The sequence below is a fragment of the Bacillus sp. ISL-39 genome, from assembly GCF_018613295.1.
In the GTDB taxonomy this organism is placed as follows: Bacteria; Bacillota; Bacilli; order Bacillales; family Cytobacillaceae; genus Mesobacillus.
In genome coordinates, this window is record NZ_JAGGQM010000002.1 from 161260 (window position 1) to 174358 (window position 13099).

The 13099-nt window shown below is 42.7% G+C and carries 8 protein-coding genes and 2 pseudogenes; 2 read left to right on the forward strand and 8 right to left on the reverse strand.

The window, feature by feature from the left end; translation table 11 throughout:
* Positions 1-168: 168 nt before the first annotated feature.
* The 4 genes from J7E37_RS02475 to J7E37_RS02490 all read right to left on the reverse strand — a co-directional run bounded on the left by J7E37_RS02475 (position 169) and on the right by J7E37_RS02490 (position 6003).
* On the reverse strand, positions 169-1725 hold the full coding sequence (locus J7E37_RS02475; protein ID WP_215022249.1) for a SagB family peptide dehydrogenase: 1557 nt from the start codon (positions 1723-1725) through the stop codon (positions 169-171).
* 11 nt (positions 1726-1736) lie between these two features.
* Positions 1737-3686, reverse strand: coding sequence for a TOMM precursor leader peptide-binding protein (locus J7E37_RS02480; protein WP_215022250.1), 1950 nt, complete (start codon positions 3684-3686; stop codon positions 1737-1739).
* Positions 3683-5587: a putative thiazole-containing bacteriocin maturation protein gene (locus J7E37_RS02485; RefSeq protein WP_215022252.1), complete on the reverse strand. Its 1905-nt coding sequence runs from the start codon at positions 5585-5587 to the stop codon at positions 3683-3685. Before J7E37_RS02485 ends, J7E37_RS02480 begins: the two co-directional genes overlap by 4 nt.
* A gap of 149 nt (positions 5588-5736) precedes the next feature.
* Positions 5737-6003 carry a heterocycloanthracin/sonorensin family bacteriocin gene (locus J7E37_RS02490; protein ID WP_215022254.1) on the reverse strand — a complete coding sequence of 89 codons (267 nt, stop codon included), beginning with the start codon at positions 6001-6003 and terminating at the stop codon, positions 5737-5739.
* Between the two features lie 392 nt (positions 6004-6395).
* Between J7E37_RS02490 and J7E37_RS02495 the strand changes: the two are divergent.
* A pseudogene (locus J7E37_RS02495) lies at positions 6396-6933 on the forward strand (AIM24 family protein).
* A gap of 169 nt (positions 6934-7102) precedes the next feature.
* Here J7E37_RS02495 and J7E37_RS02500 read toward each other — a convergent pair.
* Together J7E37_RS02500 and J7E37_RS02505 are read right to left on the reverse strand one after the other, a co-directional pair.
* Positions 7103-8575 (reverse strand): substrate-binding domain-containing protein, encoded by a 1473-nt coding sequence (locus J7E37_RS02500; protein WP_215022256.1) that lies wholly within the window; start codon positions 8573-8575, stop codon positions 7103-7105.
* A gap of 398 nt (positions 8576-8973) precedes the next feature.
* Positions 8974-9503 (reverse strand): annotated as a pseudogene (locus tag J7E37_RS02505) (sigma-70 family RNA polymerase sigma factor).
* A gap of 195 nt (positions 9504-9698) precedes the next feature.
* On the opposite strand from J7E37_RS02505, the gene J7E37_RS02510 reads away from it, so the two are divergent.
* The gene (locus J7E37_RS02510) at positions 9699-11153 is read left to right on the forward strand and encodes an ATP-binding protein (protein ID WP_215022258.1); all 1455 of its coding nucleotides are present in this window, start codon (positions 9699-9701) and stop codon (positions 11151-11153) included.
* A gap of 68 nt (positions 11154-11221) precedes the next feature.
* Here J7E37_RS02510 and J7E37_RS02515 read toward each other — a convergent pair whose 3' ends face one another.
* Positions 11222-11554: a hypothetical protein gene (locus J7E37_RS02515; protein WP_215022260.1), complete on the reverse strand. Its 333-nt coding sequence runs from the start codon at positions 11552-11554 to the stop codon at positions 11222-11224.
* 235 nt (positions 11555-11789) lie between these two features.
* Complete coding sequence (locus J7E37_RS02520) at positions 11790-12806, reverse strand: STAS domain-containing protein (RefSeq protein WP_215022262.1); 1017 nt, start codon at positions 12804-12806, stop codon at positions 11790-11792.
* Positions 12807-13099 lie beyond the last annotated feature (293 nt).

Here is a 13099-nt window from a genome sequence, read left to right on the forward strand (position 1 = left end):
TACTTTCCTATTAATTTGAAGGAAATTTTACCGTATCATTGGAGTCCATACTAGAAAAAGGTGCACAAAAAGCATTTTGCATGGTCACCTCTCGCTGAAAATGAGATCCGTCCATCGAAAGAAAGGCAAGGGAATGTCTCCCTTGCCTTTCTTTATCAACCTGCTTTCCTAGCTATGCAAACTCCCTTTTAACCATGCCCGTGGTCGATATGAGCCGATTGGTATCTGGATTAGGCTGGTTTTTCCTTTCATTCGATAAAGCTCGTCGGCCTTGCTTGCATCGAACCCTAGCAGGGGATGGCCTCCTAACCCAAGTGCAGATGCTGTTAAAAGTAAATTTTGAACAAGCATTCCTGCTTCCATTTGTAAGATCCGGTAGCCTCTGTATCCTAATTCTCCTTGAAAAAATTCCTTATTGCCAGCGACATGCAGGCAAAGTGGTACCTGCATCAGGTTGACGTTATCAATTGACAACCCTGTTTGTAAACCCAAACGATGGTCCCCTTGCTGAATTTCTTGTAAAGCATGTTCTGCAAAGTTGTAGTAGTAGGCTCCATTGGGGATACCATCTGTATTATAGAAACAGCCGTATATTGAAACTCTGGGATCCTGACTGCAATAAATTTCGTCCAAATCATTCCTGTATGAAAAAGCTGCCATTGACTCTTGCAGTAGGGATGCCAGCTTCTGCTGACTAATCCTGGTTAAAACAAAATCCATTTCTGGAGAAGAACGTTTTTTGCTTGCCTCTGCCAAATCGAATGGTAATGACTCAGTTTGCGGGAGTGTGATCTTTCGATTTCCCTCTACTTCACAAGGCGGGTTACATAGCCTGTTAAACGACTCGGTCGACTCCAGTTTTGAGGCCTCTTTCAATGCTATTAATTTCGGAAACTCTAAAACTTTCCTCGACCTTTCATATCTCTTAAATACAATCGGTTTCAGTTCCCTTTTCAAATCCTCAGACATTATGTTATTGCGTGATGCTGCTCCATTTGCAGACCAGTTGGTCGTTTCCACTGATAGGGGAATAATTGAATATACACTCTCCTCCTGCTCACATAATCCGAGAAGATGATTGATTGCCGAATCCAGATACTGAAAGTAAACACCAGAAGCGAAACCAAAACGTTTTGCCGTTGCCAGAAGCTGCCCCATCAGTACCCCAGCATCCAGTCCTTGCAGCCGGTAGGAAAAGTTATTGTATTTAAAGAAGTTTTTCCAAAACATCGTAGAAACGAATGCAGTCCCAAAGCAGGAAGAGATATCGCAACGGTCTCCAAGAGCGGAAGCAATATAGGAATCGAAGTTTCCAGCCCGAAGCAAAACAAGGCGGTGATGGGCTGGGTCATAATGGTAGACCCCTTCAGGCAGATCCTCTAGCTTTAAATATAGATAAAGTTCGTTAGGATAAAGGCCCCCGCCCGAAGGAGCATGCCTCCTATAGGTATGGGCTGGATATAGCTCATCAGAAAAAAGCGACTCGCTTACTTGCGTAATTCCATAAACATACCAGAGGAAATGTCCAATCTCCTTGATACCCGGCGTTGCTGGCTGGCTGTTTTCTGCCAGGGACAAAGGCACCTCCCCTGACAGAGGCACTACTGGCAATCCTCGATAAAGTTTATATGGTAGTGGAGCGTCTTCCCAGTTAGGTTCCCAGTTTTCCTGATTGGCACGTTCTATATTAAACTGAAGATCCATTAAAAATTGTTCAAGATTCATCCTGCTGCCTCCTAAGGGAACGGATGCGGAAAGTGATTTAGTTCTTCAAATGACAACGGTTTATTCACATAACCAAGCTTCATCGGGACGTACAGCACCCGCTCAAGCCCTTTGAGGCGAGTCAGATGGTGCCCAAAGGTCATTGGCAGCATCCCCGGTATCAATACTTTCACACAATAAAGCCCATTTTTCCTTAATTCGGGAGGAGTCTGGTCGACAACGATGACATTGAGCTCCAACCGTCGGAATTCTATGAGGATATCCCTCAGATCCTCCGTCAGGTCCGCATGACGCGATTCTTTTTGAAAAACGTCTTGAAAACTTTGTAATGGCCGGTCATCATCGAGCAGGAACCCTAGACGACCCTCTGCCTGCCGCAATCCGTATAGCATTCCATGGTCATCCATTTCCCGCACTAGTGAATCATCATCAAGCATTTGCAAGTATTTCTCCTTGTTCCCTTCCAATTTCCCATCGAGATTGAGCATCATACCCGCGAGCTCCTGAACAGCACTTTTGGCAGCCTTAACCGGATCCAGATGGGCCCCTGCTGCACATATTATGTTCAATCCTGTATCCTTCCTGTTCTTTGCCAGCGCCCAGACACTTGGAATATCATGCTCCATGGTGGCATTAAATAAATATAAATCATATCCAGCTACAGCTCGCATCCGCTCCGCCATCAATAGCAGTTCTTCATCTTCAGCCGTTTGAAGATCTAGGCGTGGCAGTTTCAATTTTGAAAACCAGGACAACAGGAATGAATCACGCTCTACCACTTCCATGATGCCGTAGAAAATCGCCTCTTCCCTGCTTCCGCCAAGCGCACAGCCATTTGACGTTTCATAGACAAATCCGGCTGACCCGCATCCAAGACTATAATAGGAAAGCAGCTCTGGTACGAGAATCGCCCGCTCTTCTATCAGCGAGTAGCCCCAAACCCAATCCATCGGCCTGTCTGGGTCGAATTTTTGAAAAGGAAATCCGGGCTTTTCATATTCTTCATCTGCATGGATACCTACTTCTACTGGGTTCAATGCCTGCTTTTCGAGGTTCCGGTAACTATCATGGATGACGGTCCGCTTCCCGCGGGGCTGAAGACCACAGTGGCGCTCAAGTCCTTCCAGTATGGCAGTCAATTCGCTTTCTGCGTAGCACTGTGTCCTGCCGGCTGTGCCTTCATTGCCGCCAGTAATCATTGGCAGATTGACGCTCGCATCGGCGAATGGGGTGACCAAATCGTACATTTTACTGTTTAACAGCCCTGTCCGATTGTCAAAATAATCGGCAACGAGCACTTCCTTCATCTTATCAAGCGGTGTACATCGGTAGCTGCCGGCATTGATCTTCGGACTTGGATTTAATGCGATTTTCGCAAGCGAAGCTGAATCGTCTGGAATGGTACTGCATACCTGGCACAGCGAATCTGCCAGGAAGGAATGCCAGGATCCACTCAATGTTTTTAAGTCTGTAAAATACATCCGTCCTGCCGAATGGCTCTTCTTGCCCGCTAGAACCCGGTCTGCTTCGGTTACAATTAAATGAACGAGATGCAGAAGGCCATTTTTTGATGCCCATGAATCCGTAGGTGTTTCTTTTTCGGCTTCCAGCTTTCGCTTCACCTCACGCATTTCGCTCCGCTCTTGCCCCCCAAGCAGCTTCCTCAGGTCAGCACATTGCGAACATCCAGGTGTGCCAGGCCTGACGAGTGGCCCAATGATTCCCTCTCCAAACGAAACAAAGGCTCGGAGCCAGGGACTACCAGTCAGTTTTACAGCTTCTTCAGCTTTTTGATGCGCTATGGGGTTCCAATAATCATGAAGGACAAGCATCAACTCTGACTTTTCGGGCAGTCCATTCTCAAAATCAATCCTTCTGAACACTTGATAGCGTGCGGATAATTCCTCAGCAACCGAATCAGCCAGCCAGCCTTCTCCTATAATTATTACGAAGGAACTCAACTCGATCCCTCCCCTCGCAGCGATACACCATACACCCCTTCAAGTTGCTTATTGAAAATCGGTTCAATGCTTAATTCATACACTGACATTTGGGTTTTGTTCTGTTTAAGAACCTCAATGGCTGCCTGAAGGATTTCACGCTGGATCCTTCCAGTATCTTCTGGAATTTTCAAGCTTTGCATACCTCTTTCTGAAAAATGAACTTCTGGCTCTTGCAGGGCTTGAGCTCCATCCCCAGCTGACTCATTTTGAAAATCGAATAAAGCATTCTGCAAAGCGTTTCTTAATGCCAAAGTCGTATTCAGGCCAGCACTTCCATACCAGCCTCTCTTTGTTCCGATCCAGATTACAGGAAAACCACGAACTTCCTTTCCGATCCCTGCTAGAGGTGCTCCCTGTATCGTAGTGAGAGCCTTTATATAAAAAGCACAACGCTGGTCTTCAATCGGCTCGAGGTCAACAAGGGAGATCGACTCTTTTTCAATGAGCTTTCGATTATCCAGTTCTTTTGTGAGACACTTTTGCAGACCTCGCCCAACAGCTTCCGCAAAAGTTTCACCGGCACCGACACCCAGAATCCCGCCGTTTTCAATCATTTCTGCCAGGCGGGCAGCATATGATTCAATCCCCGTCAACGCCGCCTCCGTACGTGCTTCTTCATGTGTGAACCCTGAACAAATCCTTGCTGGCAGTAATTCAGACGGCCCATCTGACAGCAGATCGGCTGCCTGGACCCTGCATTGTGCCAACGGAAGCTGCTTAAGGTCCCCCTCCTCCCACTCATGTAGTATCCCAGTCTCTTTTGAAGTCAATAAACTAATATACTGCAGAAGTTTTTCGGGTTCAGTTTTCCTAACATCCTGGCCAAGCCGATTTTCTAGATCTCCTACTTTTATGGATGAAAAAACTCCAGTTACAAGTGGATGTGGTAAAACCGAATGCCATCTTCCCTCAAAAGTTTCTAAATCTAGCAAATAGACCCGGTTTCTTTGTTCAGTTTTCGTAACGCCCGTAAGTTCTTTATATAATTCAAATGTCATAACGTTAGCCAGCAATGCTCCAGTGGTCAAGGATACGGCAGATTCTATAGGCTCTTTTTCCAAAACAGTAGAATGCAATCGCCTCCACGCCGACTCCCAGCAAAGTTCTGAATCAGGAGCAATCAATGGACCGGCTATGCCTGTTTTTTTGAACAGGATGGAGGGTATGAAGGTTTTTCTCTCCTCCCTGCAGATCGATTGTAAAACCTTCAATTCTTCAACATTGCCATTTTGTGAAACGTATAGGACCGAGTCGAAAGGTCTTAGCAGCTCGCTCCAATCATTACTATTAAGCTCCTCGTACTCTACATCCAAATCCGTCTTCCGTGCATGATTCACGATCTCAGCCAACCTTTTTCTATTGGTCGGGATTTCCTCTGTAATAGCGACATTCACTTTCTGAAGACCAGATTCCAGCAAAGTTGATACGACTGAATTCAACATAGGACCAGAGCCGACGGCCAGGACCTTTGCTTTCCGAAAAGACTCAAATCTTGATGCTCCAGAACCAGCTAAATTGTCAACAAACTCTATTTGCGAAGCGAACTTTTTCAGGACTTGCTCAGATAATTGATGCTGTTCATCCTGGCTCACATCCCGGACAAAACCATTCTCAAGAAGAACCTCAGCAATTTGAAAAACTTGCATCCTATAAGGTTCAGGCAGGCCATCGGTCAATTTCCCAAGCGAATACTCCCCGTTAAACATTGGCAGCAGCTTTTCAACCCACTGGTCAATACCATTACCTTCAAGACGGAATGAACATGAATTATTCCTTAAATACACACCCCGGTTCGGTTCTGCGAGATAAAACGTATCTCTTTTCACCTTCAATATCATAGAAGGGTCCAGCTTCACCATCTCACTCCTCCTCAGGCGCAAATGCCTTTATTCACTTCATTGACTCCATTATCATCGTATGTAGCGCAATTTGTCCCTTATGTCTCGGGATGAAATAAGAAAAACCCCTGCAAGAACTTCCGCAGGGGCAAAATTCTGGATTGGTTAACTTATCCACGATGGCAGCGGCCACAACCACCACAGCGTCCGCAACCACCGCAGCGTCCGCATCTTCCGCAACGGAAACAGCTAAAGCAGCTAAAGCAGCCAAAGCAGCTAAAGAAGCAAGAAAAACCGAAGCAACTGCCAAAACCACCCAGGCCTAGAAAAATCCGCTCATCTCCTGAATGGTACTGGTTTTGATCCCAGCTAACCGGCTGAGTTGCCTGGAAATCACCAACATTCAGCATTTGCAGTTCATTTTGAAAGTTATTCATCCTTTATTTACCTCCTCGATAAATTCACAGGGCTCCACTTAACCAGAAACAACGTTGAGCAATATGCAAATATTTCTGTATATAAGGTTAATACACTAATTAATAAGAATACTCTTCAACAATTTATGTAGACTAAGTGGGCATTGTCACATATGCAAGAGCCTATTTTGAGTTGTGAGGATTTCTAAAATGAATCGGATGATCTTCTTAAGGCGAAAATCCTAACTGTTTCGGCCTTTAAACTAGGGCTGAGACAGGGAAAGCAAGTGCTTACCATTAAAATGAAATTCTTGACGCATAACAGCCAAAATTATTCATGATTCCCGAAGTAATACCCTTTCAAAAATTCTGCAACTTCCAATGTAAAGTTGATGTTTCTTGAGGGAAAAGCATTGAGAAACCATGAAATTGATTATAAAATTTACGGCGATGGCATGCAGTTTGTAGAGGTTGAGCTCGATCCGAATGAAACGGTTGTAGCTGAAGCCGGCAGTCTGATGATGATGGATCAGCAAATTGAAATGGAGACGATTTTTGGCGGAGGCTCCGGTAGTGGCGGCGGCTTGGTTGGCAAACTGTTTGGTGCCGGAAAACGGTTATTAACTAGTGGGAGCTTATTCATGACCACATTTACGAACACTGGACGTGATAAGAAGCATGTATCCTTCGCATCTCCTTACCCTGGCAAGGTTATTCCAATGGACTTAAGCCAAAATGGCGGCAAGATCATATGGTAAAAAGACAGCACTATTTGGCGGAGAAGGTCTTTTCTTTGCAACACTCAGATGACCAGGCACTGTTTGGATCCAATCACTTCCATTCAGCCGCCTTGCCAGCAGAGTATTTGCGGCCGCTTCACAAGCTGGAGGACAAAACAAAGGCGAAGGCAGTGTCCTTGGCGGAGTCTTCAGAATGATAGATGGCGAATAATGTATACAAAAAAGGATGGTTCCTGAAATATCGGAACCATCCTTTTTTACATTAATATTGTGTTACGCAAAGGCTCTGCAGCGGGAAGCAACAAGTTAGTATTGCAGGGCTCTCTGCTTTTACCGTTTTCATCTTCTGGGCACTTTTTCGGGCAATGCAGCGGCAATTTCTAATTTGTACCCTCACCTTGCAATGGTATATAACCAATTTCCTCAATCAGCTTCTGGCCTTCGGGACCCTGCATCCATTCAAGCATCGGCTGCACCGATTTTTTCGGATTGTCTTTTATCGTGATAGCATATAAGTTGACCACATAAGGATATTTACCAGACGCGATATTCTCTGGTGATGGCTCTATTCCATCCAGTGAGATCAGTTTGATTTTTTCATTCGGGTTCATGCCGGTTGTGAAAAAGCGGAATGAGTACCCGAGGGAGTTCTTATAATTGCGATAGTTGGCAACCTCCTCCATCAAATCGCCCATTCCTGCCACTTCTTCTTTCAGCGCGGGCATTAGTGGCGTATCACCCATGAATTTTTCCATGATTGTCTGGCTGCCAGAGTCTGCCGGCCGCTGGAAGGCTAAAATCTTGTTATTTTCACCGCCGACATCATTCCAATTGGCAATTTTACCAGAGTAGATTGATTTAATATCATCTGAAGTCAGACTTTCAACTGGATTTTTTTCATTTACAAAAAACACAAATGCTTCCTTCCCAATTGGAGTGAGGACGATTTCCTTCCCCTTACTCTCTGCCAGGCTTTGTTGCGAAGCCGAGGGCTGGGCACCGAAAAATATGTCTACTTCACCTGATACTAGTCTTTCAAAGGCATAGATCGTATTCGTAAAACTAACGACCTCTTCACCAGTCGGAAGCGTGTTGTTACTTCTTATCTCCTTATATGTCGCGTTTGCGAATGCTGCATATACTGGATAAGCTGCCTCTGCCCCATCCAAAATCGGCATATCACTTTGAGTTTCCACACTAAAACTTGCCGGGCCTCCCAGCTTAGGTAATTTATTATTTGGATTCGTCACATAGTACGGTTCTAGGTCAACACTCGAGAATCCATTGCCATAATTAAACCCATATGACGGCGGGAGGATATGCTTGCTCCGCTCAATATAGATTGACCCAATCACAGCCAAGAGCACAACAATAATACCGACGCCTGCGATCAGATTTCCCTTCTTGATGCTGACTTTCGTCTCGCTCCTCCGTTCAGAAGCGAAAAAGCCGATCAAAAAGAATAAATAATAAGAGAAGGGCACAGCAAATGTAAGAATAAATTCTCCCATTAGAGCTGAAATAAAAGAATTCGGCAAAAACGGGAACAGCGCGAATACGAAGATTCCCCAAACCTGATGCCCGAAAAACCCTTTGGAAATAAGCATCCCAATGGAAGCAAGCAACACCGTCAGTAAAAGAGGAGCATAAACCGGAAGATACCGACCATGAAACGAGACAGCCTGTGGCCTTTTTCCAAAACGGTACCCTATAATCAGAGCAAGAATCGAGATGATCAATACCATAATGGGCGGCCCGTAACTCTCAATTGCTAAAACCGCCATCCCTAAAAATGATAGAAAAAGAGGCATAAGTATTAAGTAAATAATTAAAAACCCGGCATCATTCTTCATTTCGAAGACCCCCAGTAATATATTTTATTTAGTGTAATTTTACACTAAATGAATATTTTAGTAAATATGTTATTGTGAAAGTAACCATAAATTTTGGAAACTAAATGAATGGAGTCGACATTGAAATCTATTGGTGATATAAAAAACTAGATTTTGATAAAACGGGGCACCAATGAACACAATTGATGACCTAAACATCCAGATTTTGAGAATACAGGGCACCAATTAGCCCTATTGGTGATCCAAATATCCAGATTTTGAAAATACATGGCACCAATTAGCCCTATTGGTGATCCAAATATCCAGATTTTGAGAATACAGGGCACCAATTAGCCCTATTGGTGATGTAAATATCCAGATTTTGAGAATACAGGGCACCAATGAACCCTATTGGTCACCTAAATATCCAGATTTTGAGGAGAAATCAGGGACCAATGAACTCTATTGGTGATTGTGTTCTCTTTTATCTCTTTCACGAGGGAAATTTCCTTGATCGACATCTCCTCAAAATAGAAAAGATAAATTGCTTCCCGATAGTTAACCGGCAGCTCCATGACGGCTGATGCCAGTTGCCCATCTTCTTCGCCCTGGATCACCGATTGCTCGACACTTTCACTTTGTATTGAATCATAAATAGGCTGGTAATCGGTCGTAAAGACATTCTTGTTATACCACCTTTTTAAATAATCCTTGCAGTGATTGGAAGCAATTCTCCACTGCCAGGTCCGAAACTTTGATTACCGCTGTATGTATGAAGTGATTTATAGCATTTTACGAAAATTTCCAGAGTCAAATCCTTGGCGATTTGCTTATTTTTTACATACGAAAACGGGAGCTGCAGAATTTCTTTCCCATATTTGTTCAGGATTTCATCTATAGCCTCTGCAGCATTCTCGATTTCTTTAATCTCTGCTGTTATTTCATCCACAACCGTTCCCCCTTCATAGTTATAGACGACGTACTTTTCAAAAAATTTTTAGTGATTCAAAACAGGATAAAAGTTCTAATTTTTAAAAATTTTAAATAATATTCGTCCTATTTCTCTTTCGTCTAGTAAAATAGAAAGAGGATTTCAATCGCATTAACATATTATTCAGAAATAAATTGTTAGGGAGGCTTTTTAATGATGAAAGCAGAAACTCAACAAGCCTATGCCCCAGTTATAAAAGATATCCGTGATTTAAGCTTTGCACTGATCAACGCAAGAGATTTTCTCTCCTGTCATTCCCTGGATGGAAGATTTACATATTCATCGCCTTCCTGTGAAACTCTTTTTGGTTACACATCGGCAGAGCTTAATGATCAATCCATTTTCAGTTTTTGCCATCCATTGGACCAGGAAAAATTAGAGCAATATTTCTCTGCATTTCGTTATGGAGAGATCCTGTTTCGTTTCAGACGGAAAGAAGGCGATTATCTGTGGCTGGAATCAAGCAGCACGAAGGGTCTTTGTCAGACTGAAATCGTGCTTATTTCTAGAAATGTTACGAATCGCGTAAATCGGGAGGAAAAATTAAAAGAACATCAAAGGAGAGATCGATTGTTCCTTGAGCATTCCAAGGATACCATGGGCATTATCACAAAAAACGGAGTGTGGACTTACATTAATGAACAAGGTAAAAAATTAATGGGCGCAACCAGTTTTGAAGAAATAATTGGCACGTCATTGTATGACTATACTGACCCCCAGGACTATAAGCTGCTTAAAGAAAGCCTGGATTCAAGAGACTCCAGTGACCTTGAAATCAGTTTAATCCGTAAAGATAATGATTCGAAGAGGGCTGAGGTGCAGCTCATTCCAACGGTCTTCAAGAATAGGGATGTTTCCCTTGTCATCATCAAGGATATTACAGAACAAAGGAAAACAGAGGACCAGCTGCAGGTAGCTGAAAAACTTTCTGTGATCGGCCAAATGGCAGCCGGGATCGCGCATGAAATCAGGAATCCATTGACTGCAATAAAAGGCTTTACCCAGCTTTTGAGTGAGCATCCTGCAGAAGAAGCAGAAGATTATGCAGAAATCATCCTTGATGAACTAGCTCGTATAGAGTCTATCGTAGGAGACTTGCTGGTCCTTGCAAAGCCTCAAGCTTCCAATCTGTCTCATGTAGACTTAATTTCCCTTGTAAACGGCATTGTTAATTTGCTTAATCCCCAGGCAACCTTATCAGATGCCTTCATAAAGGTCAAAACTGATACACCTAATTTATATATCAATTGTGAGCCAGATAAAATAAAACAGGTATTAATCAATCTCATCCAAAATTCGCTTGAGGCAATGGCAAAAGGCGGCGAAATTCTCGTTGCCATATCAAAAGACACTGGCCTTGCTTCAATCCAGGTTATTGACCAGGGCTCCGGTATTCCAGAAGACCGGCTGACTAAATTGGGAGAACCCTTCTATAGCACAAAGGAAAAAGGAACCGGACTAGGATTGATGATTTGCCAAAAAATCATTAAAAACCATGGGGGGAAAATTGATTTTTCAAGCATTGTTGATGAAGGGACCACTGTTACAATTACACTACCCTTAAATGATATCCCCTCCAGCCAGGAAGATCACAGTCATGACTTATAATAAATTGGCAAAATGAATGCCGAACCCGTGTGTGAGAAACGGGTTCGGCATTTTTTACTGACATGGAGTCAGCGGTTTGGATATTTTTTATTCTGCAGTAAAAATTCCGCCTCGTCTTTTATCATTTCTATGTAATGGTGCTTTTTAAATGGCTTAGTGTGCTTAAGAATTCCTCTAAGACACCCTTTTGTTATTATCCTCTTATTAGGAACGTGAACGATGACAGTCAAATAGACTCTCTCCGCATGTTTTACAATTCCAGTAACTTGACCTTTATTCACATCAACTATATATTCAGGTACAATCTTTAATGGAGCAAATGATGTCCATCCTGCATTTTTAGGTTTTATTTTAAATAGCCTGAACAACATACTCCTATAAAATTCTTTATGTTTGTTCATTTACATCCACCCTAATTACTTTCATTACGCAGAATTCCCTAATTTAACTTCTAAATCTAATCTTTGTAATTGCCCTTCCTTCTATCCACAACATCATAATGAAGCAGCCAGATTCATTAGCGAATGGGGAAACTGCTATTCTTCATAACTTTTTCAAATTATACTCTAACCTTTAACGACTGAGAACGACTGATTTTTTATAGTAACCAAAGGAATTGATTTGCTCTTCGATATTTTAAACAATCCTGCGGCCGCTTTTACCAAGGGCGTAGTAAATCCCGTGCTGAAGGGTTTGCATGCATTCATATTTTTTTAGGCCGGTCAGTGTATGTGATATCTCTATCGCCAATTCCGCAGATATTCCTACCAGGATGACTTCCACACCGAGGAGACGCGAAGCCGATCCTAGTTTATCAATCAATTCTGCTGTGTAAATGGAGATGTCTTTATTCAACCCTGTTAAATCGAGAAGAACATATCTTGCCCGGTATTTCGGCAGGTTGTTTAATGTGTTCTGAATCAGGTCATCCGCACGATCCTCATCATATCTCCCAATCAAAGGAACCACCACAATACCATCAAGTACAGGAATTAGCGGGGAAGAAAGCTCTTTTACCAGAACTTGAAGTGCTCTCGTTTTTTCTTCCACCATCGCTTCAAGCTGCATGATTTCTTCGGCCTCTTTTTTCCTCGCCATGTTACGGATATTTTGCTGTATATCGATCTCGGAAGGGAAGTATTTTACAATTGTATATTCATTCTTTTCACTTTGATGCTGGATAATCTTATACCAAAAATTCATCCCAAATAGACCGGTAAATACACCAGCATAGTGTGCAGGCACAAATATTCCATCTTTTTGCTGTTCATTCAGGTTATTCATTTTATATTCCCAGTCATCCTTGATATATAAAGTAAATATATTATTTTCCTGATCTATCTCATTAACTTTCACATATCCCCATCCTGCCGGAACATACGTATTGGACAGCCAATCGACTACATTGGAGGTATCAATATTTTTCATTTCCTTGAACCCTTCGCCCACTATGATTCCCTGACGGTAACCTGTAGTTTCAAGCACGAGATTCGTTGCCTCTTCACCTGAGATTTCATTAATGGTGTCGAAGAAGGTTTTCATGGCAGAAACCCAGAAAAAAACGACGTCCCCTCCCTCAAACAATACCTTTCCAGTCGCCAAATCCCACTTCAAATCAACGCCGCCAACAACAAGACTCTTTTGCATCTCCATTCATCCACCTACTAGTAATAAATTATGTAAAAAAAATCGAGATTTATTATCAATATAATTTCGACTCACTCTCTTTCATTTCCTGCCAAAAATGACAATTTAATCAGTGTATGAAGATAGCTTATATTCATACTCCAAGGGTAAATTAATATAGAACTGCATAACTCTATTTTACAAAATAAGGTAAATGGCTTGATTCAGGGCTATGTTCGAGAGATTAACGGTTTTTAACAGGAAATTAACCATCATTTTCGGGAGATTGTCTCCAATCTTTGCTCAATTAATAGCGCTTT